The sequence below is a fragment of the Streptomyces sp. NPDC029014 genome (assembly GCF_055564695.1).
On record NZ_JBVHVT010000067.1, the window covers coordinates 1 to 24,986 of the forward strand.

The window sequence follows — 24,986 nt, forward strand, 5'->3', positions numbered from 1 at the left end:
TGAGTTCTCAAGGAACGGACGCTTCCTTTGTACTCACCCTCTCGGGCTTTCCTCCGGGCTTTCGTTCTTGCGTTTCCCACTCTATCAGAGTGTTTTCCGCTCGCTTTCCGGGTGTTCGCTTTCGCGTTTTCCCTTTCGGCGATTCCGACCTTATCAGTGCCTTTCCCGTGCTCTGCAACTCGGCCGGTTCATCGCGATGACGCAACGGCAGAGCAAATGAGCTCAAGATCGGTAGTGAAGGTTGGTTCCCCGTCCATCGTCCGTTCGTGAGAAGTTCACGTGGGACGTCCTGGCGGGAGTCACGACAGTACAGGCCTGGTGGTTCACAGGCAAATCGAATCAGGCGTATGGTCTAGTCCACTAGGTTGTCGCGGAAGCGCATCACGGCCCTCAGCTGGAGGTTCGTTTCGCGCGAAGCCGGACATCTCATGACATACCCTTCGAAAGTGTGCCGTCGAGGACAGGCAGTGACGGCTGCGCTACGAAGCCCCACCCCCTGGGAGGCCCCCATGACCACCGTGACGTCCCCACTCGCCGGGCGCGCCATCGGACTCGCGGCTGTGCCGGATCCGGTGTTCTCCGGCGCGATGGTGGGTCCGGGTACCGCCATCGATCCGGTCCGTGAGCCCTCGGAGGCGGTGTCCCCCGTCGACGGCGTGGTCGTCTCCCTGCACCCGCACGCGTACGTGGTCGTCGACGCCGAAGGCCACGGCGTGCTCACCCACCTCGGCATCGACACCGTTCAGCTCAACGGCGAGGGCTTCGAGCTGCTCGTCAACAAGGGCGACACCGTGACCCGCGGCCAGGCCGTCATCCGATGGAACCCCGCTGCCGTGGAAGAGGCCGGCAAGTCTCCCGTCTGCCCCGTCGTGGCGCTGGAGGCTACCGCCGAGTCCCTCGGCTACGTCCGTGAGGACGGCGACGTCAAGGCCGGCGACCAGCTCTTCAGCTGGGCCTGACGCATCCGCCGGGGCGCCCCGGCGGTTCGGAGATCCATCGCGGCGGCCGGGGCCGCCGCTCAATCGGAGACGGGTGAAATGGAGACAACGCTGCGAGGCGTCGGCGTGAGCCACGGTGTGGCGATCGGCGAGGTGCGGCACATGGGCACGGCGGTCCTGGAGCCGCCGGCCAGGCAGATCACTGCGGGTGAGGCGGAGCGTGAACAGGGGCGCGCCCGCCAGGCCGTGAGCGCCGTTGCGGCCGACCTGATCGCGCGCGGTCAGCTGGCCGGGGGCGAGGCACAGCACGTGCTGGAGGCCCAGGCCATGATCGCCGAGGATCCGGAGCTCATGGAGGACGTCGACCGGCGGATCGCCGTCGGCAGCACCGCCGAGCGCGGGGTGTACGACGCGTTCGCCGCCTACCGCGACCTGCTCGCGGGGGCCGGGGAGTACATGGCCGGGCGGGTGGCCGACCTGGACGACGTGCGCAACCGCATCGTGGCGCGCCTGCTGGGCGTGCCGATGCCTGGGGTACCGGACAGCAACGAGCCCTACGTGCTGATCGCGCGGGACCTGGCACCCGCCGACACGGCGCTGCTCGACCCGTCGCTGGTGCTCGGCTTCGTCACCGAGGAGGGCGGCCCGACCAGCCACAGCGCCATCCTCGCGCGGGCGCTGGGCGTGCCCGCGGTCGTGGCGCTGCCGGGCGCCGGCGAGATCGCCGAGGGCACCGTGGTCGCCGTGGACGGTTCGACGGGTGAGGTCTTCGTCGAGCCGAGCGACGAGAAGAAGGCCGGGCTGGAGGCCGCGGCCGCCGAGCGCAAGGCCGCGCTGGCCGCCTCGTCCGGTCCGGGTGCGACGTCCGACGGCCACAAGGTGCCGCTGCTCGCCAACGTCGGCGGGCCGGCGGACGTCCCGGCCGCGGTCGAGGCCGGGGCGGAGGGCGTGGGTCTGTTCCGCACCGAGTTCCTCTTCCTGGACGACAGCAAGAAGGCGCCGTCCGAGGAGAAGCAGGTCGAGTCCTACCGCAAGGTGCTGGAGGCCTTCCCCGAGGGCCGGGTCGTCGTGCGCGTGCTGGACGCGGGCGCCGACAAGCCGCTGGACTTCCTGACGCCGGCCGACGAGCCGAACCCGGCGCTGGGCGTGCGCGGCCTGCGCACCCTGCTGGACCACCCGGAGGTGCTGCGGACCCAGCTGACCGCGCTGGCCAAGGCGGCCGACGGCCTGCCGGTCCACCTGGAGGTCATGGCGCCGATGGTGGCCGACCGGGCCGACGCGAAGGCGTTCGCCGACGCCTGCCGTGCGGCCGGGCTGCAGGCGAAGTTCGGGGCGATGGTGGAGATCCCCTCCGCTGCGCTGCGGGCGCGCTCGATCCTGCAGGAGGTCGAGTTCCTGTCGCTGGGCACCAACGACCTGGCGCAGTACACCTTCGCCGCCGACCGGCAGGTCGGTGCGGTGTCGCGGCTCCAGGACCCGTGGCAGCCGGCGCTGCTCGACCTCGTCGCCATGGCGGCCGAGGCCGCCCGGGCCGAGGGGAAGAGCTGCGGTGTCTGCGGTGAGGCCGCTTCCGACCCGCTGCTGGCCTGTGTGCTGACGGGTCTGGGGGTCACCTCCCTGTCGATGGGTGCTGCTTCGATCCCGTACGTGCGGGCGGCGCTCGCCAAGCACACGCTGGCCCAGTGCCGGCGGGCCGCGGCCGCGGCGCGTGCGGCGGACAGTGCCGAGGAGGCGCGGGTCGCCGCGCAGGCGGTGCTGTCCGGCGAGTAGCCGCCTGGTGCATCCGGTTTCCCGGCGTCGGCGTGACGGCGCCGGTCCGGTCGAGGGGCCTTCGCCGTGCCGGCGGGGGCCCCTCGACCGTTCGGTCCGGGTCCGGCCGGCTACCTCGGCCCGTGGTGCGGGTCGGGGCCGTCCACCTCGTATCCCGGGCAGTATTCGACGCCGTGCTCCGGGGCCACGGGTTCCCCGGTGTCGGCGTCGGTGCAGTACGCGTTGAAGACCGCGGCCGCGGAGAGCGCCACCAGGCGGCCGCGGTCGAGGCGCCATCCGTGGACGCGGTCGCCGGAGCCGGCGCCGGTGGTGCGCAGCACCAGTCCCCCGGGGCCGACGAGGGCGAGGCCGGCGGCCAGCACGGTCACGAAGTCGAGGCTCTCGCGTCCGTCGAACCAGGGCGTGGGGTCCGCGTCGTCCCGGCCGCCCGGTGCGTCCGGGCCGGGGACGGTGACCGGTGGGTGCCCGGGCGGGGGTGGAGGCGTCTCGGTGTGGAGCACCGCCACGAGCTGCTGGTCCTGGGTGGGGATGCTGCAGACGAGGTGGTGGTGGCCCGGTCCGGCTCCCCGGACGAGCCGGGTGAGCACGTCGGCGGCCCGATCGAAGGAGGAGCGGCCGATGTCCTCGCCGCAGTCGGCGCAGGTGCCGACGTCGGAGAGGAGCGTGGTGGCGTACTCCCAGGTGGCCTGGCGGACGGCCTCGTCCATCAGGAGCGGGACGATCTCCTCGATGGGACGGCCCGTGTAGGGCAGGCCGGGTCCGGTGCCGGCGAGTTCGGCGGTGAAGCGGCTGCGGGATGCGGGGCTGTCCGGGTCGAGGCGCTGCTCGGCGCAGAACTCGGCGTACGCCGCGGGGTCGAAGAGGGCCACGGTCGTGTGGATGCCCTGGGCGGCGAGGGACCTGAGGAGGTCGTCGACGTGGCGCAGGTAGTCCTGGTGGTCGTCGAAGACGAAGCTGCCGTAGCGGCGCATGGCCGCGAAGTCCCCGGGGTCGGCGAGGAGGCCGACGGTGCCGGGGATCTCGCGGCGGAGCATGCGGCGCTTGGCCGGGCCGCTGGAGCGGTCAGTGGTGGTGTCGTCGCTGGTGGTGGTGTGGTGCGTGCCGGACATGCTTTCCCCCTGGATGCGCAGTCAATTGCTCACCCAGGGTAATCATCGCCACTGACAGTGACCTCAGGACCCGTTGCGGGCGCCGCTGCGGCTGCGGGCCAGCTCCTCGTAGAAGTGGAGGAGGTCGAGGTCGTCGACCGAGCCCGGGTTGACGGCCTTCTCCATGGGCGTGCCCTGGAGCAGGCGCTTGACCGGGACCTCGATGCGCTTGCCGGTGAGGGTGTGCGGGATGCCCGGCACCTCGATGACCTCGTCGGGCACGTGCCGCGGGGAGAGCTCCTCGCGGATCGTGGCCTTGATGCGGCCGCGCAGGTCGTCGTCGAGGGTGGCGCCCGGCGCGAGGTGTACGAACAGCGGCATCCAGTAGCCGCCGTTCGGCTCCTCCAGGCCGATGACCAGCGACTCCTTGATCTCGGGGAGGCGTTCGACGGCCTCGTAGATGTCGGCCGAGCCCATCCGGACGCCCTGCCGGTTGAGGGTGGAGTCGGAGCGGCCGTGGATCACCACCGAGCCGTGGTCCGTGAGGGTGATCCAGTCGCCGTGCCGCCAGACGCCCGGGAACATCTCGAAGTAGCTGTCGCGGTAGCGGCTGCCGTCCGGGTCGTTCCAGAAGTAGATCGGCATGGAGGGCATGGGGTTGGTGACGACGAGCTCGCCGACCTCCCCGGTGAGCGGCTTGCCGGACGGGTCCCACGACTGCAGGTCCGTGCCCAGGCAGGGGGCCTGGAGCTCGCCGATGTGGACCGGGAGGGTGGGGACGGCGCCGGCGAAGCAGCTGCAGACGTCCGTGCCGCCGCTGACGGAGGCGATCCAGAGGTCTTCGGCGACCTCGTCGTGCAGCCAGCGGAAGCCGTCGGGCGGCAGCGGCGAGCCCGTGGTCGCGACGCACTTCACGGCGGACAGGTCGTGGTCGCGCGAGGGGTGGACCCCGGCCTTGCGGCAGGCCATGACGTAGGCGGCCGAGGTGCCGTACAGGGTGGCCCGGGTCCGCTCGGCGATGCTCCACTGGGCGCCGGTGTCGGGGTAGCCGGGGCTGCCGTCGTACAGGACCACGGTGGTGCCCGTGAGCAGGCCGGAGACGAGGAAGTTCCACATCATCCAGCCGGTGGAGGTGTACCAGAAGAACCGGTCCTCCGGCCCGAGGTCGCAGTGCAGGCCCAGCTGCTTGAGGTGCTCCAGGAGGATGCCGCCCTGCGACTGCACGATCGCCTTGGGCAGGCCGGTGGTGCCGGAGGAGTACAGCACCCACAGGGGGTGGTCGAAGGGGACCGGCTCGAACACCGGCTCGGTGCGGGCGGAGGTCAGGTCCGCCCAGGCCAGGGCGCCGTCGGGGGTCGGCGTGCCGAGCAGCGGGATGTGCACGACGGCGCGCAGCGAGGGCAGGTCCGCGCGGAGCTCGGTGACGGTGTCGCGGCGGTCGTGCTCCTTGCCGCCGTAGCGGTAGCCGTCGACGGTGAACAGGACGACCGGCTCGACCTGCTGGAAGCGGTCGAGCACGCTGCGGGCGCCGAAGTCGGGCGCGCAGGAGGTCCAGACCCCGCCGACCGCGGCGGTGGCGAGGAGCGCGACGACGGCCTCGGGGATGTTGGGCAGGTAGCCGCTGACCCGGTCGCCGGGGCGCACGCCGAGGGCGCGCAGCTCGGCGGCGAGCGCGCCGACCTGGCCGCGGAGCTCGGCCCAGGTGACGGGGGTGGCCTCGTGGGTCTCGTCCACGTACAGCAGGGCGGCGTCCTCGGCGCGCGCCGGGTCCTCGGCGGCGCGCAGGGCGTGCTCGGCGTAGTTGAGGGTGGCGCCGGTGAACCAGCGCGCGCCCGGCATGGACCGGTCCGCGAGGACGGATGCGTACGGGGTGGTGAACCGTACGTCGAACCACTCGGCGACGGCCTGCCAGAAGGTGTCGAGCTCGGCGACGGACCAGGCGTGCAGCGCGGGGTAGCCGCCGTCCGCGGGGGCCCCGTGGCGCTCGGCCGCCCACGCCTGGAAGGCGGTGACGCGGGCCCCGGCGATCCGGTCGGGCCCCGGGGACCAGAGGGGTTCCGGCTGGGTGGTCGAGGTCATGGGTCGGCTCCCGGTCAGTCTGCGGCTCGCGCGGGTGCGCGCGGGGTGTGCGTACCGTGCCATCGCGCGGTGGGTGTGTGCGCGGCGGCACACAGGGACGATGCCATGTGATCCACCTCCGCACCAGAGGTGCCGGGGAGCTCGATGGACAGGTGAACGGAAGTTGAACGCAGCCCGCTGGGTCGGCGGCCGGTGGCAGGGTGATCAGCATGAACGGTCGCGAACTGGTGCGTGCGGTGAAAGAGATCGGTACGGAGCGCGGGCGGCGCGCCTGGCGTTCGGCGCTGCGCCACCGGCGCGCGGACGCGGTGGGGCTGCCGCGGCGGGGGCCGGAGCGGGCGCGCGTGCCGGGCCTGCTGACGGGTACGGAGGCGAGGCCGGGCGGCGGGGTCCTGCGGTTCGCCCGTTCGGAGCTGCTCGTGCGGATCGCGGCGGGCGGGGTCGTGTTCTGGAGCTGGGACGGGGCCGCGGCGACGCCCTCGTACGCCGTGGTCGGCGACGGGCCGGAGCCCGATCCCCGGGCGGTGCTGGAGCCGGACACCGGCGGCGGGTGGCGGGTGGTGTCGGAGCGGGTCACGGTGGCCGTGTCCCGGCACGGCGCGGTGGAGGTGCGCACACCGGGCGGGGTGGTGCTGCGACGGGAGCGGCCGCCGCGGTGGTGGGAGGCGGAGGGCGCCGCCGGCGGTGGGGCGCGGTGGGCCGTGCGGGCCGAGGTGCCGGCCGACGCCCGGTTCTTCGGACTCGGCGGGCGGGCCTCGGGGCCGCGGCTGCGCGACGGCGCGTACCGGCTGTGGAACACCGACCCCAAGGGCGGCTTCGGCCCCGGCGACGACCCCCTGTACATCACCATGCCGGTGCAGATGGTCGTCGCGGACGCGGGCACCCACCTGGTCTTCCACGACAACCCCTGGGACGGGCGGGTGGTGCTGCGGGAGGGTGCGGAGGGCGCCGGCTCCGGTCCCGACCGGCCGGGGACGTGCGAGCTGCGCATGGGCGGCGGGCCGCTGCGGTGCTGGGTGCTGGTGGGCGCCCCGGCCCGGGTCCTGCAGGGCTGGTCGGCCCTGACCGGCGCCCCCGCCGTGCCGCCCGCCTGGGCGCTGGGCTACCAGCACGCGCGGTGGGGGTTCGGCAGCGCGGAGGAGGTGCGGCGCGTGGTGGCCGGATACCGGGAGCGCGGGCTCGCACTGTCGGCCGTGCACCTGGACATCGACCACTACGCGCAGCACCGGGTGTTCACCGTGGACGGCGAGCGGTTCCCGGACCTGCCCGGGCTGGCGCGGGAGTTGCGGGAGCAGGGCGTACGGCTCGTGTCGATCATCGACCCCGCGGTGAAGGTCGGCGACCCGGTGCACACCGCCGGCCGGGCGGTGGGGCCGGCCGGGGCGTTCGTACGGGATGCCCGCGGGGAGGAGGTACGGGGGGAGGTCTGGCCGGGCGAGTGCGCGTACCCGGACTTCACCGATCCGGCGGTGCGCGAGTGGTGGGGCGGGCTGTACGAGGAGCGGCTGGCGCAGGGGTTCTCCGGGGTGTGGCACGACATGAACGAGCCCGTGTCCTTCGCCCCGTTCGGGGACGCGACGCTGCCCAGGTCGGCCCGGCACGCCATGGACGGGGCCGGCGGGGACCACCGGTCCGGGCACAACGTGTACGCACTGGGCATGGCCCGGGCCGGGTGGGAGGGCCTGGTCCGGCTGCGGCCGGACGAGCGGCCGTTCCTGTTCTCCCGGTCCGGGTGGGCGGGCATGCAGCGGTACGGGGGCACCTGGTCGGGGGACGTGGAGACCGGCTGGGCGGGGCTGCGGGCCTCGCTGGCGCTGGTGCTGGGACTGGGACTGTGCGGGGTGCCGTACTCGGGGCCGGACGTGGGCGGGTTCGGCGGTTCGCCGTCGCCGGAGCTGTACCTGCGGTGGCTGCAGCTGGGCGCCTACCTGCCGCTGTTCCGGACCCACTCGGCGATCTGGGCGGGGCGGCGGGAGCCGTGGGAGTTCGGGCCCGAGGTGGAGCGGAGCGCCGGGGCCGTGCTGGCGGAGCGGGAGCGGCTGCGGCCGTACTTCCTGACGCTGGCGCAGCTCGCGCGGCGGACCGGGGCCCCGTACGTGCGGCCGCTGTGGTGGGGGGCGCCCGAGGACCGGGCCCTACGCGACTGCGAGGACGCGTTCCTGCTGGGCGACGCCCTGCTGGTGGCGCCGGTGCTGGAACCCGGCGCCGACCGGCGGGCCGTCCGGCTGCCGCGGGGGCGCTGGTACGACACCGCGACCGGGACGGCGTACGAGGGCCCGGGCCGGATCCTGCTCGACGCCCCGCCGGACCGTATCCCGGTGCTGGCGCGGGCGGGCGCCGTCCTCCCGGTCCGCGGGCCGGGGGGCGAGGGGGTGGCCCTGGAGGCGTGGGCCCCGGAGCGCGGGCGGACGGGGGGCGGGGTGCTGATCCGGGACCCGGGGCCGGGCTTCGAGCCGGGCGAGGTGGAGCGGTACGCGGTGCGGTGGGCCGGGGACGCCGTGGTGGTGGAGGACGGGAGCGGGGGGCGGGTCGCGGGGGCTGTGGTGCGGGGGGCCGGCGCGGGTGCCCAGGGTGGGGTGGGGGCGGGTGCGGGTGCAGGAGTTGGTGCGGGTGCGGGCGTTGGCACTGGCGCGGATGCGACCGGTGCTCTCGCGTACGAGCCCGACTCCGCGGACGATGTGGGTCCGCTATAGGCGCTCGGGGGAACCTGCCCGAGCGCGGCGGACCGGCCGTGCCGCCGTGGAGCGGCCGTACGAGCAGGTCGTCGAACACGTCGATCAGGGGTCGGTCATGGTCTTGGCGAGCCCGGCGAGGCCTGCGCGACCGTACGCCCCTCGGCTGCGGGCGTTACAGGGCCCGCGCCGGTGGGACATGGCGCCGGGAGCGGAGGTCGTGGGCGCGTGCCAGCTGCTCGGGGCGTGGGCGCTGGTCGTCGTCGCGACGCAGCAGGCGGCGCCGGTCAGATCCGCGGTGCTGCTCGGGGTGGGATCGGTGGCGGCCGGGGCGGTGGGCTTCCTGCACGGAGTGCTGCTCGTCAAGCCGTTGGCGGTACTGGGCCGGCTGACGGCCCGGCTCACGGCGTGGCCGGAGCCGGAGCCGGTGGCGGTGGCGATGGCGATGGCGATGGCGATGGCGCCGGTGTAGGCGGCGGGAGAACGGCGAGGCCCTGCTCCGCCGCGCCCCCGCTCAGGTGTACGTGCCCGCGAACCAGGCTGCGGCTGCGCGCGTGTGGAGGGGGAAGGCCAGTTCCGCCGGGGTGCGCAGAATGTGCCAGCCCTCGGTTTCGGCCGTGGGCGTCGACGGGGGCAGGGTCGTCACCGGGCGCGGCGGGAGGAGGCCGAAGACCAGCAGGTGGCCGCCCGGGGAGCTCATGGCGTCGGCGAGGGTGACGTCCTCGGCGCGGGCGTGGACGCCGGTCTCCTCGTGCAGTTCGCGGACGACCGCCTCGTGCCAGTCCTCGCCGAAGTCCATGAAGCCGCCCGGGAGGGCGATGCCGCCCAGGGCGGGTTCGATGGTGCGGGTGATCACCAGCAGGCCGGTGCCGGAGGCGTCCTCGACGGGCAGCAGGGCGACCGCCACCGGGAGCGGGTTGCGGTAGGTGACGGCCCCGCAGGCGCCGCACGTACGGGGCCAGTCGGCGGTGTCGAACAGTGCTCCGCACGTGGAGCAGTGCGAGTCCCTCAGGTGTGGCGGCATCCCGCGATGGTATGCCAAGGGGCATGCGGATGGCGGTGGTTGCGGGGTGCGTGGCGGTGCTGGCCGGCGGGTCGGGGGCGCCGGGGTTCGCGGTGCTGGCGGATGTGGATCCGACCATCGGCCAGGACGTCCGGTACGCCACCCCGCACAATTTCACGGGCCGCGTCGTCGACGGCTACGAGGAACCGGCGTGCCTGTTGGCCCGGCCGGCGGCCGAGGCGTTGCGCAGGGCCCAGCGGGCGTTGCTGGTACGGGGGTACTCGCTGCTGGTGTACGACTGCTACCGGCCGCAGCGGGCCGTCGACCGGTTCGTGCAGTGGGCCGCCGACCCGGAAGACCAGGGGACGAAGGCCGAGTTCTACCCGCGGGTCGACAAGGCGCGGCTGATCCCGGACGGGTACATCGCCGAGCGGTCCGGGCACAGCCGTGGGAGCACGGTGGACGTGACGCTGGTGCGGCTGCCGCTGCGGCGCACGGTGGACATGGGGACGCCGTTCGACCTCTTCGACCCGCTGTCGCACACCGACGACCCCCGGGTTCCGGCCGCCGCCCGGGCCAACCGGCAGGTGCTGAAACGGGTCCTCGGGGCCGAGGGGTTCGTGAACCTGCCCGAGGAGTGGTGGCACCTCACGTTCGAGCCGGAGGCGTTTCCCGACACCTACTTCGACTTCCCGGTCGCTGTGCGTTCCGTGCGCGGCGTGGCAGACTCTGGATCCTGACGATCCGTCAGATAGTTCTGTGGCAGCTCGGGAGGGGTCTTGGAACGCACAGCTGCACCCGTCGTGGACGGGTGGTTCACCGACACCGGAGCGGAGGGCGGCTTCCGGCTGCTCGGCACCCGGTGCTCCGCCTGCGCCGCGGTGTTCTTCCCGCGCGAGGACGCGCACTGCCGCAACCCCCGCTGCCCCGGCGACGGCGTACTGGCCGAGGTGCCGCTGTCGCCGCGGGGCCGGGTGTGGTCGTACACCGACGGGCGCTACCGGCCTCCCGCACCGTACGTGTCGGACCCGGACGTGCCCTGGGAGCCGTACACCCTGGTCGCGGTGGAGCTGGAGGCCGAGGGAATGGTCGTGCTCGGGCAGGGGGCGCCCGGGGTCACGGTCGCCGATCTGGCGGTGGGGATGGAGGTCGAGGTCGTCGGCGGGGTGTTGGAAGGCGACGGTCGGGGCGACGGTCCGGGCGACGGCCGGGGCGGCGGGGTACGGGGTCCGTACACCACCTGGTGGTTCCGGCCCGTCGCCGCAGCCGCAGCCGCAGCGGGCGGTGCCTCGTGAGCGGAGCCGTCGATGTCGCCGTGCTCGGGGCCGGGATGCATCCGTGGGGCAAGTGGGGCCGCAGCTTCGTCGCCTACGGGCGGGTGGCCGCTCGGGCGGCGCTCGCCGACGCCGGGCTGGACTGGACCGACGTCCGGTCCGTCGTGGGGGCGGACACGGTGCGCTCCGGCTACCCCGGTTACGTGGCCGGCGCGACCTTCGCCCGGGCACTGGGCTGGCAGGGCGCGCGGGTGACCAGCGTGTACGCGGCGTGCGCCTCGGGGGCCCAGGCCATCGGTGCGGCCCGGGCGCAAATCCTCGCGGGGCTCGCGGACGTGGTGCTGGTGGTCGGGGCGGACGCGGCGCCGAAAGGGTTCTTCGCCCCGGCGGGCGGGGACCGGCCGGACGATCCGGACTGGCTGCGGTTCCGGCTGCTGGGCGCCACCAACCCGGCTTATTTCGCGTTGTACGCCCGCCGCAGGATGGCCCTGTACGGGGACACGCCGGAGGACTTCGCCCGGGTCAAGGTCAAGAACGCGGCGGCGGGCGCCCTCAACCCCCTCGCCCGCTACCGCAAGGCGGTGACCGCCGGGGAGGTTGCGGCGTCGGCGGTGGTGGCCGATCCGCTGCGGCTGCTCGACATCTGCGCGACGTCGGACGGGGGCGCGGCGCTGGTGCTGAGCAGCATGGACTTCGCGCGTGCGCGCGGGGTGGCGGACCCGGTGCGGATCCGGGCGGTGTCGACGGTGACCCCGGTGTACCCGCGGACGGTCCTGGACCTGCCGGACATCGCCACCGACGCGCGGACGGGTGCGACGCCGGCGCCGGACTCGTTCCGGGCGTCCATCGCCCGGGCCGCGTACGAGGAGGCCGGTATCGGGCCGGAGGACCTCTCGCTCGCCGAGGTGTACGACCTGTCCACCGCGCTGGAACTGCAGTGGTACGAGGACATCGGCCTGTGCGGGGAGGGCGAGGGGGCGGCGCTGCTGCGCAAGGGGGTGACCGCGCCGGGCGGCCGGGTGCCGGTCAACTCCAGTGGCGGGCTGGCCTCCTTCGGGGAGGCGGTGCCGGCACAGGCGATCGCGCAGGTGTGCGAGCTGACGTGGCAGTTGCGGGGTACGGCCGGGGAGCGGCAGGTGCCGGGGGCGCGGGTCGGGATCACCGCGAACCAGGGGCTGTTCGGGCACGGGTCGGCGGTCGTCGCCGTACGGTGACGGACCCCGCCGTACGGTGACCGACCTCTCGGCGGAGGGCCCGGAGGGTCGGTGCAGGACCGTCCGAAACGAGTGCTGCGCTCGTGCTTGACGGCCCCCGGCGGCGGGTTCACACTCGCTCCACGGTCTCGCGCGCAGGCCCGGATCCTCCCATGAGAGCCGCGGCCCGTACCCCAGTCGGCGGGGGTACGGGCCGCCTGCGTGCGCGGCGGGCGGCCCCGGAGGAGCCGTGCGCTCACGTGCCGGCGGGCAGGCTCCGGCGGCGGGCGCGCGCCAGCGACATCGCGTGCTCCACGACCCCGACCAGGACGTCCTTGACGGACTCCCGGTCGCGTGCGTCGCACAGCAGCACCGGTACCCCGGGGTCGAGGTCGAGCGCCTCGCGCACGGACACGACCGGGTGGCGGTCGGCGCCGTCGAAGCAGTTGACGGCGACCGTGAAGGGGATCTCGCGGCGTTCGAAGTAGTCGACGGCCGCGAAGCAGTCGGCGAGGCGGCGGGTGTCGGCGAGGACGACCGCGCCGAGCGCGCCCTGGGCCAGTTCGTCCCAGAGGAACCAGAAGCGGTCCTGGCCGGGGGTGCCGAAGAGGTACAGGACCAGGTCCTCGCGCAGCGTGATGCGCCCGAAGTCCATGGCCACGGTGGTCGTGCTCTTGCTCTCCACTCCCCCGGTGTCGTCGATGCCGACGCCGGGCTCGGACAGGTCCTCCTCGGTCCGCAGCGGTCTGATCTCGCTGATGGCGCCGACCAGGGTGGTCTTGCCGACCCCGAAGCCGCCCGCGACGAGGATCTTCAGGGTCAGTGGCTCGACCGGGGACACGGCGTGCATGGCACCAGTGCGGCTAGAGCGCCCGAAGGCCATCGATCACCTCACGCAGAATGGATTCATCGGGCAGTTCGGCCGGCGGTACCGGCCGGGTCACGTGGACCAGTTCCTCGTCGGCCAGGTCCCCGATCAGGACCCGTACGACGCCGACCGCGAGGTCGAGTTCGGCCGCGAGCTCGGCGACCGACTGCGGCCGCTCGCGGCACAGGTCGAGGATGTGGGCGTGCTCCGGGGACAGGTTCATCTCCCAGACCGGATCGTCGGCCGCCGGTTCGGCGACGACGAGCGCGATCAGGTCGAGGCGGTGCTGGCCGGCGTGGCTGGTCCGGCCGCGGGTCATCGCGTACGGGCGGACGACCGGGCCGGCTTCGTCGTCGAACCAGTGGGTGTGGGCTGGGTCCGGTGCGGCACCCGCACCGGGGCCCCCGTGATCCATGTAGTCCCCGTGGTTGCTGTGGTTCCCGTGGTCCGGCTGGTCCCGGTAGTCCGGGTGGTCCTGGCCTGGATCGCTCATACGGTCCGTTTCACCCCCCGGCTGGCAGCCCGGAGCGCGGTGCGGTCGCCAGGTGGTCGCCCACCCGCTTGACCATCAAGGTCATCTCGTACGCGACCTGCCCCACGTCGGAGTCGGCGTCGGAGAGCACGGCCAGGCAGCTGCCCTCCCCGGCGGCCATGACGAAGAGGAAGGCCTCGTCCAGCTCGACCACGGTCTGGCGGACGCTGCCGGAGTCGAAGTGCCGGCCGACGCCCTTGGCCAGGCTGTGGAAGCCGGAGGCCACGGCGGCCAGGTGCTCGCTGTCCTCGCGGGTCAGGTCCTTGGAGCTGCCGGTGGGCAGACCGTCCCCGGAGAGGACCACTGCCTTTCGGATGCTGCCGACCCGGTCGACGAGTTCGTCGAGCAGCCAGTTGAGCTGACCGGAGCCGCGGCTCCGGGTGTCGTTTCCGGTCTGCGGTGCGGTCATCGACCGTCCCCCTCGTTCTCGTTCTCGCTCTGGTGCGCAGGACCGGTGGCGGAGCTGGTCCCCGTCCCGGCCTCGGACTGCTGCTGGGCCTGCTGTTCGCGGCCCGCCGTCCAGCCTCGCTGGAGTGCGGACATGCGCTTGCGTACTTCCTCGGCGTCCCGGTCGGTCACCGGGTCCGCGGCGGCTTCGGCGGGTGCCGTGCCCCGGTCCTTCCTCAGCTGGGGCGCCAGGCTGGCCTGGCGGATGCGCTTGGGCAGTACGCCGGGGCCTCCGGCTGCCCGGGGCGGCTGGGCAGGTGCCTGTCGGGGGGCCTGCCCGGGCTCGCCCGCGGGCCGCGGAGCCGGCTGGACCGCGGAGACCGGGCGGGGCTCCACCCGGCGACCGTGCTCGGCGACGAGCGTCGGAGTGGGGCGGCGGCGCGGCAGCGGTACGGGACCGGAGCCCCGGGCGCCGTCGGGGCGGGAGCCGCGCAGCGGGTCGGAGCGGTGGCTGTCGAGCCGGACCGGGCCGGTGGGGGACAGCGGCTCCCGTTCGCGGTCCCGGCCCGTCCCCCGGTCGGGGTGCGCCCGGTCGGCGGGGTGGAGTCCCAGCAGGGCGCTGCGCGGGGTGCCGCGGGGCGGGGTCTCGTCGTCGAGGGTGGCCATGGCGGGGCTGCCGCCGGCGCCGTTGAGCCCGCCGATGCCGGGGGGCGTTCCGTCCAGGGCGGCGGGATCGTCGAGGCCGTCGAGGTCGAGCGCGCCGAGGGGGGCCTCCAGCTCGACGGGGCGGCGGCGTTCCCCGGAGCGCAGGGGCCGGCCGGCGGCGGGGGCGTGCCGCAGGGCCGTCGGGGCGGTGCGGGCGGGCCGCTTGCCGCCGGCACCGGGCGCGGAGCCGGGCCTGCCGTGCTTGGCGTCGCCGACGCGCAGGCCGGTGCCGTTGGTGTCGGGGGCGTCGGTCAGCACGGCGGCGGGGAGGAAGACCACGGCGGTGGTGCCCCCGTACGGGCTGGGCTGGAGGACGACCTTGATGCCGTGGCGCTGGGCGAGGCGGCTGACGACGAAGAGGCCGAGGCGGTCGGTGTCGGACAGCTCGAACTCGGGGGTCTCGGCGAGCCGGAGGTTCGCGTCGAGCAGGGCTTCGGGGTTCATGCCGAGGCCGCGGTCGTGGATCTCCAGGGTGAAGCCGTTGGCGACGTGCTCGCCGTGGACCTGGACGGCGGTGTGCGGGGGCGAGAAGACGGTGGCGTTCTCGAGGAGTTCGGCGACGAGGTGGGTGACGTCGGCGACGGCGGGGCCGGCGATGCCGAGGCGCGGCAGGCGGCGTACCTCGATGCGCTCGTAGTCCTCCACCTCGGCGACGGCGGCCCGGACGACGTCCATGAGCTGGACGGGCTTGCGCCACTGCCGGGACGGGGCGGCGCCGGAGAGGATGACGAGGCCCTCGGCGTGGCGGCGCATGCGGGTGGTCATGTGGTCGAGGCGGAAGAGGTCGGCGAGCTCTTCGGCGTCCTCCGTGCGCCGTTCCATGGTGTCGAGCAGGGTGAGCTGGCGGTGCAGGAGCACCTGGTTGCGGCGGGCGAGGTTGACGAAGACCTCGGAGACGCCCTTGCGGAGCTCGGCCTGTTTGACGGCGGCCTCGACGGCCGCGCGCTGGAGGGTGTTGAGGGCCTGGCCGACCTGGCCGACCTCGTCCTTCTCGTATTCGAGGCGGGGGGCCTCGGTCTCCACGTCGACGTGTTCGCCGGCGGCGAGGCGGCGCATCACGGCGGGCAGCCGGACGCCGGAGACCTCGTGGGCCTCCTTGCGCAGCCGGGACAGGTCGCGGACGAGGTCGCGGCCGATGCGCACGGAGAGGACGACGGAGACGAGGAGGGCGAGGAAGCCGATGATACCGGCGACGGCCGCCTGGAGGAGGACGGTCTTGGCGACGGGCTCGACGCGCTCCTGGTAGCGGTCGCCGGCGGCCGTGCCCATGGTGGCGAGGTCGTCGAGGACCTTGTTCGCGGCCTCGTCCCACTGGGCCGGGGTGATGCTGCGCGGGTTCTTGCCGGCGCCGCCGGCGAGGAAGCGTTCCTCCGCGTCGCGCAGGGGCTTGGTCTGGGGGCCGCTCCAGTACTGCTCGAAGATCTCCCGGTCGGCGGCGGGGAGGATGGCGAGGTTGAAGCCGTAGAGCAGGTTCCGGTTGGCGGCGAAGTCCGAGACGTGCCGGAGGTCGGCGGTGGCGACGTTGCGGGCGGCGAGGGCGGAGGCGATGACGGCGTCCTCGCGGGAGAGCGTCTCGCGGGCGCGGGTGATGCCGACGAGGGCGCGGCCCTGCTTGTCCATCTCCACGTTCTCCAGGGCGTGGAGGTTCATGAGGAAGTCGTAGCAGGGGTCGACCAGACGGCTGTAGAGCTCCAACGCCTGGTTGGGGTCGAGGGTGTTCTGGTCGACGGAGCGGCGCAGTGCGCCGATGCCGTGGAAGGCGTCGAGGATGGAGTTCAGCCGCTGGGCGGCCGGGGTGGAGAGTTCCTCGGAGACCTCGGGGTCCTTGGCGTTCTTGCTGATGCGGTCGACGAGTTCGTCGGTGGCGGCGCGCCGCTTGGCCAGTTCGGCGGTGGCGGCGGAGGCGCGGGGGTCGCCGATGACGACCAGGGTCTGGCGGCGTTCCTTCTGCAGGACGCGGACGACGTCCTCGATGGGGTAGCCGACCTTGTCGATGACGTAGGCGACGTCGAGGAGTTGGAGCGCCTCGCGGCCGGTGACGACGGTGGAGAAGCTCCAGAGCGCGGTGAGCGAGACGAGCGGCACGAGCAGCAGCGCCACGATCTTCCGGCGGATGGACTTCCCGCGAAGCCGCATGGCCTCCCCAGCCTCCCCCAGCTCAATCCCGCGCAGGGGATTGGTGTTCCGTCGTACAAACGGCGTGAGCCTACTACTGCCGGGTGCAGCCTTCGAAGACATGTCCGGACGTTTTCGGCCTGACGCCCGGGCGAAGATCACGAGTTGTCCGATACTTCCGGTCAAGTGCGGCCCGTTATGTGGCAGATGACACTTCGTGGGGTCTCGATCCCACCGATGGGACGGATGGCTGGAACTCTTCGTTCCGGCGTCTCGACAGGGGGTGGCGGGGGGCGGCGGAGCGGGAGGAACCACGCGATGCGGGAATCTCCCGGCGTCCTCGTACGTCTACCTGTTCGAGGGGATTCGTCGGGCGGGGGTCGTTCGGCCGGGGGCGGCCGGGTAGACATGACCGGCAGTGCGGAGGGGAGGGCGCGGTCATGGGGATCTACGGGGACAGGGACGCGGAAGTGGGAACGGCGGCCGGAGCGGACGGGCCGAGGAAGCCGCTGTGGCAGGAGGAGCCGGTCGGCCGGCGACGACTGCCGGATCCGGTGCGGGAGTCGGCGGTGCGGGCGGTGCTGATCGTGGCCGTCACCCTGACGGGGGCGACGATCACGTTCTTCCTCACGCTCACCGGCTCCTGGCTGGCCTTTCCGATGGCGCTGGTGTCGATAGCCGGGACCGTCGTGGCCACCTGGTCCGTGCTGGACGTGCTGATCACCCGGCAGATGTGGAACCAGCGGTACGGGGTGCTGTCGGAGCCGAGCAGTACGGTGCGCAGCACGCGGCGGGAGGCGCGCCGGGCCCGGCGGGAGGCCCGGTCGGCGGGGCGAATACCGCGGAACGGCAGGCCGCCGGCCGCGTGGCCGTCGGCGGCCGGCGACTCCCGCTTCGGGGCGCCCTCGGGCCGGGGCTGAGCCGCCGCCCCGCCGCGGACCGGGGAGGCCGGTCCGCGGGCGGGAGCGGGAGCGGTCAGGACGCCGCGGCGCTGCGGCGGAACATGCGGGTCGCCGTGATCTCGCCGTGGATCGTCTCGCCCTCGGCGGACGGCTGCGGCAGGCCGGGGCGCAGGTGCTCCTCGACGCTGATGTACTTCAGGCCGGCCCGCAGGTCCGCGTCGTTGCGCAGCCGGATGACCAGCGGGAACTCGGCGAGGGCCGTCGTGTCGAACAGGCCGGTGGTGTACAGCAGCTGGACGCCGAGCGCGTCGGAGACGGCCCGCTGGAGTTCCAGCAGGTAGGTGGCGTTGGCGCGGCCGATGGGGTTGTCGAGGAACAAGGTGCCCGCGTGGCGGTGCTTGTCGCGGCCGCGGTCGTTGCTCCTCAGGGCCGCCATGGTGCAGTAGAGCGCGATCGCGGCGGTCAGCAGCTGGCCGCCGGAGAAGACGTCGCCCATCTGGCCGACGGGGACGCGCTCGGCGCGCAGCACGGCGTCCGGCTTGAGGATCTCCACCGCGATGCCCTTGGGCTCCAGGGCTGCCTGGACGCCGCGCAGCAGCAGGGACATGCCGTCGCGGCGGCCCTCGCCGAACGCGGCGTTCTTCTTGACCGCCGAGCGGGTGGCGTCGTCGATGACCTCGCCGAGGCGTTCGACGAGGGTGGCCTGGTCGGGTTCCTCGAAGCGGATGCGCAGGAACTCCTGGCCGGACCATTCGCCGAGGCCCTCGGGGAGCCGGGAGAGGCGCTGCGCGGAGCGCAGGGTCGCCAGGGCGGACTCCACCAGTCCGCGGAGCCGGTCGACGATGCTGTCGCGGTTGCGTTCCAGCTGGGCGAGCTCGTCGGTGAGGACGCGCAGGCGGGGCGCGAAGGCGGCCGCCCAGGCCGCTGCGTGCTCGGGCAGGGCGGAGGCGGGCAGTTCGCGGATCTGCTGGCGCGCGGGGGTGCGTACCTGCTCGTAGCGGTTCGCGTTGGCGTGCCGGACGAGGATGTCGCTCGACTCGCGGACGGCGGCCTCGGCTGCGGAGAGGTCGGCGGCCGCGGCGCGCAGGGCGCGACGGGTCTCGGCGGCCGACTGCCGGGCCTCTTCCAGGGTGCCGGTGTGTGCGGTCGGCTCCTGCTCGTCCTCGTGCGGGGTGTGGTCGCGCAGCTGGTCCCGCAGGAGGGCGGCGGTCTCGTCGAAGCCGCCGGCGCCGTCCTCGGCGGCGCGGTGGGCGCGCAGCAGGTCGGCGTGGGCGGCGCGGGCGGCCTCCACCGCGGCGGTGTGGGCGGCGAGCTGGGCGGTGGCGGTGCGCAGCAGGACCTGGGCCTGTTCGACGTCCTCGGGGACCATCTCCTCGGGCAGGTCGGTGTGGGCGCCGCCGTCGGCGGGGGCGTGCCGTTCGGCTTCGCCGCGGAGCCGGCCGAGCTGCTCGCTGGCCGCGGAGGCGCGGCCCTCCAGCATCTGGACGAGGGCCTCGGCGCGGGCGGCGGCCGCCTGGCGGGAGGGGCCGTCGGCGCCGTCGGTGCCTTCGAGGAGCTGTGCGGCGCGGGTGCGGACCTTGTTGGTGAGGCGGTCGAGTTCGGCGAGGGCGGCGCTCTCGTCGCCCTCGGCGCGGGCCTGTTCGGCGCGCAGGTCGGCGCCGACGCCGACCTTCTCGTAGAGCTGGGAGGCGGCCCGGTAGGCCTCGCGGAGGTCGGGCAGCGGGCGGTGCCCGTCCGGGGCGGCGGTCTCGTCCTCGGGGAGGGTTTCGGGGGCACCGGCGATCTCGGCGCGTTCGGCGCGCAGGGCGCGGGCGGTGCGGCGGGCGTCGTCGGCGGCGCGCTGGGCGGCGCGGCGGTCCTCGTCGGCGGCGCGGGCCCGGTCGAGGCAGATCTCGGCGCGGGCCTCGCACTCGGCGGCCTCGTCGGCGAGTTCGCGGGCCTTGGCCTGCCAGCCGGCGCGTTCGCGCAGGCGGAACGCGAGGCCGGCGAGGGCGTCGGCGGCGCGGCGGGCGCGCTGGGCGGCGTCCTGGCGCTCGTCGCGGACGCGGGCGGCCTCGGCGGAGACCTCCTCGGCCTCGGCGCGGGCGGTGCGGGCCTCGGCGAGTTCGGCGTCGGCCTCCTCGGCGAAGGCGCGGGCGGCGGTGGCCTGCTCGGCGAGCTCGGTGAGGCGGCCGGGCGGGCAGCCGGTGCGCCAGGAGGCGAGCCGGGCGGCGAGTTCCCGGTCCCCGGCGAGACGGGCGGCGAGGTCGCGGATCTCGGTGTCGCGGGCGGTGGCGCGGGCGCGCAGGGCCTGGCGTTCCTCGTCGGCGGCGTGCTCGTCGTGCATGGCCGGGTTCGGCGGGACGATGAAGATGCCGGAGGCGTCCGCGGCGGGGTCGCCGCCGGCCGGGGGAACGGGGGCGAGGAGGGCCGCGGCCGTGCCGACGGCGACGGTGGAGCGGGGCAGCAGGGCGGCGCCGCCGAGGACCTCGCGGGCCCGGGTGTGGGTGTCGGGGTCGGTGATGATGACGCCGTCGACGAGTTCGGGGCGGGCCGTGAGGACGGCGGCGTGGTCGGCGGGGTCGACGGACTGGGCGAGGTAGCGCCAGCCGGGCAGGGCCGGGATGCCGTGCTCACCGAGGTACTCGACGGTGGCGAGGACGTCGGGGCCGGGCGGCAGGAGGCCGCCGTCACCGAGGGCGCCGAGGATGCGGGCGTCGTCGGCGGCTGCGGTGCGCAGGTCGAAGAGCTGGCGTTCGGCGGAGGTGACGGCGTCCCCGAGGAGGGCGCGCAGGTCCTCGGCGTTCCGGTCGAGGTCGGCGGCGGAGAGTCCGCCGGCGGCCGGGTCGTGGGCCGGATCGGCGTCGGGGGCGGTGGTGGCGGCCGGAGCGCCGTCGGCGCCGCGCGGGCGGGGGACGGTGGCGGGCCGGGCGGCGGACGGGAGGCCGAGGAGTTCGGCGAGGCGGGGGGCTTCGGCCAGGGAGGCGGCGGCCAGCCGTTCGGCGGCGTGGGCGGCCTCGGCGGCGTCGGCGGCGTCCGCGGCGCGGGCGGCGGTGAGTTCGGCGCGGGATTCCGCGGCGGCGGCTTCCCGGGCGGTGGCGGCGGCGGTGCGGGCGGCGTCCCGGGCTTCGTCCCACGCGGCGACGGCGACGGTTTCGGCATCGCTGGCGGCGAGGGCGGCGCGGGCCGGGTCGGCGTCGGGGGCGGAGTCGTCGAGCCAGCCGGCGCGGACGGCCTCGGCGGTCTCCTGCTGGACCTCGGCGAGCCGGGCCCGCAGGTGCTCGGCCTCGCTGCGGGCGCGCTGGGCGGCGGTGGCGGCGGCGGTGGCGTCGCGGTGGGCGGCCTCACCGGCGGCCTGGAGGGTGGCGGAGCGCTCCTCCTCCTCGTTGGCGAGCTCCTCGCCCTGTTCGGCGGCGGTGTGCAGGGCCCGTACGAGGGCGGCGGCGGCCGAGGCGCGGGCGGCGAGGGCCGGGGCGGCGTCCCGCTCGGCCTCCAGGATGGCGGCGGCGACGCGGGCGGAGCGGTCGGCGGCGGCGCGGTGGCGCAGCACGGTCTCGGCGGCCTGCCAGGCGGCGTGCAGGGTGCGGGCCTCGAGGAGTTCGCGGCGCTGGGCGGCGGCGGCCCTGTCGGCGACGGTGAGGGCCAGCGAGGCGTGCCGGTAGGCGAGTTCGGCGGCGATGGCGGCGCTGCGGTCGCGGGCGGCCTCGGCGGCGGTGACTCCGTGGGCGGCGCCGGTGACGCGCTGGGCGAGGTCGGCGGCGCGGCCGCGTTCCTGGGCGGCGCGCGCGGACAGCCGGCGGGCGAGGGTGCGGGTGCGGCGCTCGGCCCCGGCGTGGACGTCGCGGAGCCGGGAGCGGGTCTCCGCGGCCTCGACGATCTTGGTGAGGAGGTCCACGGAGCCGGCGGTGAAGTCCCGTTCGGCCATCAGCTCGGCACGGCGGCCCAGCTTGTTGCCGAAGCCGTGGACGAGGTCGGCGAGGCCGTCGGTGTCGCGGGTGTCGGTGACGGCGCGCAGCAGGAGGTCGGTGAAGTCGGAGTCCTTCTTGACCGCGAAGAGGCCCGCGGCCTCGCCCTCGTCGGCGTTCATCTCGCGCTGGTAGCGGAAGAGCTCGGGGTCGAGGCCGAGCTCGGTGAGGTGCTCGTTCCAGCGGTCGTGGATCTCCTCGAAGTACACCTCGAGGTGCGGGTACGTCTTGCCGGCCTCGGTGAGGGCGTCGCGGAAGCCCTTCATCGTGCGGCGGCGGCCCTGGGCTCCGGAGGCGCCCTCGACGGGCGGGCGGACGGCGGTGGCCTCGGCGACGGGCAGGTTGTCCAGGCTGAGGCCCGGGCCGGGGCGGAAGGAGTACCAGGCCTCGGCGAACTTGCGGGGGTCGTTGGAGACCTGGCGGCCGCGCCATTCGCTGACCTTGCCGACGACGACGCATTCGCCGGTCTGGGTGTGCTGCCATTCCAGGGCGACGTGGCCGCAGTCGTCGGCGAGCAGGAACTTGCGCAGCACGCCGGAGCTGGCGCCACCGAGGGTGTTGCGGTGGCCGGGCAGCATCACCGAGAAGATCAGCTTGAGCAGGACGGACTTGCCGCCGCCGTTCTCCAGGAAGAGCACGCCGGCGGGCGCGGGGCGGCGCGGCGGGCCGGTGGGCTCGTCCTCGAAGAACTCCGCCTGGGTGGGTGCCGGGTGGGGCACCGGCTCGCCGACTCCGCGCAGGTCGAGCACGGTGTCGGCGTAGCGTGCGCCGGCGGGCCCGATGGAGTAGAGGCGGATCCGGGACAGCTCGTACATGGCGGCGGGCTCTCGTGGTGTCTGGTGGGTGGTACGGGACGTGCGGTGGGGGCGCGGGGCCCGGCGAGCGCGGGGCTCAGGCGTGGAAGGGCAGGCCCGCGTCGGGGGCGAGCTCCAGGTCGTCGCCCTCGGGCGGCGGGAGGAGGCTGGCGGTGCCGTCGCCGACGCGGACCACTCCGAGTTCGAGGAGTTCGGCCATGGCCGCGCTGCCCGCCATGTCGCGGACCTGGAGCTGGTAGCGGGGGGTGGTGCGGTAGGTGCCGCCGGCGTCGTCACCGGTGCGCTGGAGGAAGCCGGAGTCGGTGAGGAAGGCGGCGGCCTTGCCGACGATGCCGGTGGTGGAGCCGGCGAGGCGCCGGGCGTCCTTGGTGGCGCCGGTGGCGCTGCGGCGGGCGTAGACGCGCCAGGCGGCCTCCAGGCCGGGGGCGTCGCTGGCCGGGTCGGTGTTCTCGCCGGTCTCCTCGGCCCGCTCCTCCAGACGGCGGCAGGCCTGGCGGACGAAGGCGTCGACGCCGTTGACGGTGACGCGGCCGATGTAGCCGTCGTCGGCGAGGTCCTCGGGCCGGGGGAAGGCGAGGGCGGCGAGGGCGAGGTGGGCGAGGCCGTGCAGGAAGCGGTCGCCGGAGTCGGCGGTGGTGCGGCGGGCGTAGTCGCCCATCCGGACGGCGAAGACGGAGTCCTCGCCGGCGGCGACGGCCATGCCGGCGCGCGGGGACACTTCCAGGACGACGAGCCCGAGGCCGGTGGCGACGGCGTCGGCGAGGCGGCCGAAGGCGGGGTCCTCGCGGTAGCGGCGCAGCAGGTCGGCGTACTCGGCGTCGCGGGCGGGCAGCAGCTTGGGCTGGAGGCCGAAGGCGACGAGCCGGGCCGCGTCCGCGGCGTCGGCGGGGGTCACGGGTGAGCCGGCCGGGGCGGACGGCGCCGTCGGGGCGTCGGCCTCGCTCCACGCGGGGTGCTCGGCGTGGTGGTCGCTCACGGGTACTGCCTCTCGTGGTGTGCGGTGGTGGTGCGGGGGCGCGCGGCGGCCGGGTGGGCGGCGTGCGGCCGGGTCGGGTGCGGGGCGGCGGCGGACGGGGGGCCGGCGCGGAACGGGGCGCCGGGGTGGCGCCCGGTGCCGGCGCGGGACCGGATGCCGGCGCGGGACCGGGTGCTGGCGCGGCGGGTCATGCGGCCTCCGTACGGTCCGCGGTCATCGCGGCGGCGTCGAGCAGGGCGGTGCCGACGATCAGGTCGGCGCCGCCGAATTCGGGATCGTCGAGCCCGGTGCCGTCGTCCACCGCGAACAGCAGCTGCTCCTCGCCCTGCCGGTACGCCGTGCCGACGGCCGGGCTGGCGGCGTGGACGGCCAGCAGCGCCACCAGGTACGGCAGCTCCGGGTCGGTGCGGCGGGCCTCGGCGAGCAGCCCGGACAGCCGGCGCGGCGCGTCGTGCGGCAGCGTCAGGAGCTCCTTCGCGGCGGCGAGCTGCTCCTCGCTGAAGCGGCTGTCGTCGGGGGTGGCGATGAGGTCCGGCTCGGGCATCTCCGCGCCGAGGTGTTCCCGTTCGACGGGCGGGGTCAGCAGGATGTCGACCAGGTCGGTGACGCGGACGGAGACGGGGGTGCGCAGGCCGGTGCCGGAGGCGAAGAAGGCGTCGGTGACGCGGGTCGCCTCGGCCACGGGGAGCGACAGCAGGGGGGCCACCAGCTGCCCGTACAGGTCGATCCCGGAGGTCGGCGCGGGAGCGGCGAAGGCCTGCCGGTCCTGTTCGGCGCGGAACAGCGGGCCGGCTTCGAGCAGCCGTGACTGGAGCTGGGTGTGGCGGCGGATGCAGTCCTTGACGATGTCGACGAGTTCGGCGGCGCGCCGCTTGTTCTCCGGCTCCTCCGCCTCGTCGCGGACCTTGCGGATGTTCGTCAGGATGGCGTTCTCGTGCCGGTAGCGGTCGGCGACGTGGTCGAGGGCCTCGTCGATCATGTCGGGTACGGACTGCAGCCAGTCGACGGCGCGGACGTTGCGCCGGGTCGCCTCCAGGGTGCGGCGCAGGGTCTCGGCGTACTGGACGGTGCGGTAGCGGGCCTGCTCGGCGGCGAGCTGGGCGTCGGCGAGGCGGCCGCGGCTGACCAGGACCTCCAGCTTGACCTCGGCGGCGATCTGGGCGCTGGTGACGTCGGTGTCGAGGGCGCCGACGAGGACGTTGACGGCCTCGTCGGTGGTGCGCAGGTAGACGGCGCCGCCGTAGCCGGGGACCTCTTCGAGGAGTTTGAAGTCGTAGTCGCGGCGGACGTACACGCCGTCGGGGCCGAAGGTGCCGTAGATCGCACGGAAGCCGCGGTCGACGCTGCCGACGTTGATCAGGTTCTCGAGGACCCAGCGGGCCACGCGCTCGTGCTCGGCCGTCGGCCGGTCCGGGGCCTGGGCGGCGATGCGCGGCAGCAGCCGGGCCACTATCTGGTCGTGGTCGGCCCCGGTGTCGAAGTCCATGTGGAGGGTGACCAGGTCGATCGCGGCGAGGGCTACTTCGGCCATCGCGTAGATCCCGTACTCGCCGGCGAGGTTGGCCTTGCGCACGTCGAGGTCGTGGAGGGGGGCGGTGCAGGCGAGCGCGCGCAGCCGCCGGGCCAGGCCCTCGTCGGCGGCCGGGCCCGGCGCCGGGGACGGAAGGGTCTTCGCCGGGGCAGGGAGAGTCACGGACAAAGATTAGGCGCTGACAGGGACAACAG

At 74.7% G+C, this 24,986-nt stretch carries 19 protein-coding genes; 8 read left to right on the forward strand and 11 right to left on the reverse strand.

Annotation, left to right across the window (positions count from 1 at the left end; translation table 11 throughout):
* Nucleotides 1–509 precede the first annotated feature (509 nt).
* Nucleotides 510–959, forward strand: a complete 450-nt coding sequence (locus tag ACZ4VL_RS29665; RefSeq protein ID WP_468205911.1) for a PTS sugar transporter subunit IIA — start codon at nucleotides 510–512, stop codon at nucleotides 957–959.
* A 78-nt stretch (nucleotides 960–1,037) separates the two neighbouring features.
* The gene (gene ptsP, locus ACZ4VL_RS29670; protein WP_468205914.1) at nucleotides 1,038–2,708 is read left to right on the forward strand and encodes a phosphoenolpyruvate--protein phosphotransferase; all 1,671 of its coding nucleotides are present in this window, start codon (nucleotides 1,038–1,040) and stop codon (nucleotides 2,706–2,708) included.
* Between the two features lie 110 nt (nucleotides 2,709–2,818).
* Here ptsP and ACZ4VL_RS29675 read toward each other — a convergent pair whose 3' ends face one another.
* Both ACZ4VL_RS29675 and ACZ4VL_RS29680 read right to left on the reverse strand, forming a co-directional pair.
* Nucleotides 2,819–3,817, reverse strand: coding sequence for a hypothetical protein (locus tag ACZ4VL_RS29675; RefSeq protein ID WP_468205916.1), 999 nt, complete (start codon nucleotides 3,815–3,817; stop codon nucleotides 2,819–2,821).
* Nucleotides 3,818–3,880: 63 nt separating this feature from the next.
* Nucleotides 3,881–5,875, reverse strand: a complete 1,995-nt coding sequence (locus tag ACZ4VL_RS29680) for an acetoacetate--CoA ligase (RefSeq protein WP_468205918.1) — start codon at nucleotides 5,873–5,875, stop codon at nucleotides 3,881–3,883.
* Between the two features lie 209 nt (nucleotides 5,876–6,084).
* Between ACZ4VL_RS29680 and ACZ4VL_RS29685 the strand changes: the two genes are divergently transcribed.
* Nucleotides 6,085–8,568, forward strand: coding sequence for a glycoside hydrolase family 31 protein (locus ACZ4VL_RS29685; protein WP_468205921.1), 2,484 nt, complete (start codon nucleotides 6,085–6,087; stop codon nucleotides 8,566–8,568).
* A gap of 199 nt (nucleotides 8,569–8,767) precedes the next feature.
* Nucleotides 8,768–9,019 carry a hypothetical protein gene (locus ACZ4VL_RS29690; protein WP_468205924.1) on the forward strand — a complete coding sequence of 84 codons (252 nt, stop codon included), beginning with the start codon at nucleotides 8,768–8,770 and terminating at the stop codon, nucleotides 9,017–9,019.
* Between the two features lie 42 nt (nucleotides 9,020–9,061).
* Here the strand turns inward: ACZ4VL_RS29690 and ACZ4VL_RS29695 are convergent, their stop codons facing one another.
* Nucleotides 9,062–9,571, reverse strand: coding sequence for an NUDIX domain-containing protein (locus ACZ4VL_RS29695; RefSeq protein WP_468205927.1), 510 nt, complete (start codon nucleotides 9,569–9,571; stop codon nucleotides 9,062–9,064).
* Nucleotides 9,572–9,600: 29 nt separating this feature from the next.
* Between ACZ4VL_RS29695 and ACZ4VL_RS29700 the strand changes: the two genes are divergently transcribed.
* The 3 genes from ACZ4VL_RS29700 to ACZ4VL_RS29710 are packed head-to-tail and all read left to right on the forward strand — an operon-like array spanning nucleotide 9,601 to nucleotide 12,038.
* Nucleotides 9,601–10,290 (forward strand): M15 family metallopeptidase, encoded by a 690-nt coding sequence (locus ACZ4VL_RS29700; RefSeq protein WP_468205929.1) that lies wholly within the window; start codon nucleotides 9,601–9,603, stop codon nucleotides 10,288–10,290.
* A gap of 39 nt (nucleotides 10,291–10,329) precedes the next feature.
* On the forward strand, nucleotides 10,330–10,845 hold the full coding sequence (locus ACZ4VL_RS29705; RefSeq protein ID WP_468205932.1) for a Zn-ribbon domain-containing OB-fold protein: 516 nt from the start codon (nucleotides 10,330–10,332) through the stop codon (nucleotides 10,843–10,845).
* Nucleotides 10,842–12,038 (forward strand): lipid-transfer protein, encoded by a 1,197-nt coding sequence (locus ACZ4VL_RS29710; RefSeq protein ID WP_468205935.1) that lies wholly within the window; start codon nucleotides 10,842–10,844, stop codon nucleotides 12,036–12,038. The genes ACZ4VL_RS29705 and ACZ4VL_RS29710 overlap by 4 nt, the downstream gene beginning before the upstream one ends.
* A gap of 235 nt (nucleotides 12,039–12,273) precedes the next feature.
* On the opposite strand, the gene ACZ4VL_RS29715 is transcribed toward ACZ4VL_RS29710, so the two are convergent.
* The 4 genes from ACZ4VL_RS29715 to ACZ4VL_RS29730 form a co-directional block, all read right to left on the reverse strand.
* A complete protein-coding gene (locus ACZ4VL_RS29715) occupies nucleotides 12,274–12,900 on the reverse strand; it encodes a GTP-binding protein (RefSeq protein ID WP_361091207.1) in 627 nt (208 codons plus the stop codon).
* Nucleotides 12,881–13,300 (reverse strand): DUF742 domain-containing protein, encoded by a 420-nt coding sequence (locus ACZ4VL_RS29720; protein ID WP_468206001.1) that lies wholly within the window; start codon nucleotides 13,298–13,300, stop codon nucleotides 12,881–12,883. The genes ACZ4VL_RS29715 and ACZ4VL_RS29720 overlap by 20 nt, the downstream gene beginning before the upstream one ends.
* A gap of 88 nt (nucleotides 13,301–13,388) precedes the next feature.
* Nucleotides 13,389–13,826 (reverse strand): roadblock/LC7 domain-containing protein, encoded by a 438-nt coding sequence (locus ACZ4VL_RS29725; protein WP_468205937.1) that lies wholly within the window; start codon nucleotides 13,824–13,826, stop codon nucleotides 13,389–13,391.
* On the reverse strand, nucleotides 13,823–16,645 hold the full coding sequence (locus ACZ4VL_RS29730; protein WP_468205940.1) for a sensor histidine kinase: 2,823 nt from the start codon (nucleotides 16,643–16,645) through the stop codon (nucleotides 13,823–13,825). The genes ACZ4VL_RS29725 and ACZ4VL_RS29730 overlap by 4 nt, the downstream gene beginning before the upstream one ends.
* Nucleotides 16,646–17,064: 419 nt before the next feature.
* Between ACZ4VL_RS29730 and ACZ4VL_RS29735 the strand changes: the two genes are divergently transcribed.
* Nucleotides 17,065–17,544: a hypothetical protein gene (locus tag ACZ4VL_RS29735; protein ID WP_468205943.1), complete on the forward strand. Its 480-nt coding sequence runs from the start codon at nucleotides 17,065–17,067 to the stop codon at nucleotides 17,542–17,544.
* 55 nt (nucleotides 17,545–17,599) lie between these two features.
* Here ACZ4VL_RS29735 and ACZ4VL_RS29740 read toward each other — a convergent pair whose 3' ends face one another.
* From ACZ4VL_RS29740 to ACZ4VL_RS29755, 4 genes are all read right to left on the reverse strand, one after another.
* The gene (locus ACZ4VL_RS29740) at nucleotides 17,600–22,285 is read right to left on the reverse strand and encodes a hypothetical protein (RefSeq protein ID WP_468205947.1); all 4,686 of its coding nucleotides are present in this window, start codon (nucleotides 22,283–22,285) and stop codon (nucleotides 17,600–17,602) included.
* Between the two features lie 76 nt (nucleotides 22,286–22,361).
* Nucleotides 22,362–23,261, reverse strand: a complete 900-nt coding sequence (locus ACZ4VL_RS29745) for a hypothetical protein (RefSeq protein WP_468205950.1) — start codon at nucleotides 23,259–23,261, stop codon at nucleotides 22,362–22,364.
* On the reverse strand, nucleotides 23,258–23,452 hold the full coding sequence (locus tag ACZ4VL_RS29750) for a hypothetical protein (protein WP_468205952.1): 195 nt from the start codon (nucleotides 23,450–23,452) through the stop codon (nucleotides 23,258–23,260). The genes ACZ4VL_RS29745 and ACZ4VL_RS29750 overlap by 4 nt, the downstream gene beginning before the upstream one ends.
* The gene (locus tag ACZ4VL_RS29755) at nucleotides 23,449–24,954 is read right to left on the reverse strand and encodes a hypothetical protein (RefSeq protein WP_468205955.1); all 1,506 of its coding nucleotides are present in this window, start codon (nucleotides 24,952–24,954) and stop codon (nucleotides 23,449–23,451) included. Before ACZ4VL_RS29755 ends, ACZ4VL_RS29750 begins: the two co-directional genes overlap by 4 nt.
* Between the last annotated feature and the right edge of the window lie 32 nt (nucleotides 24,955–24,986).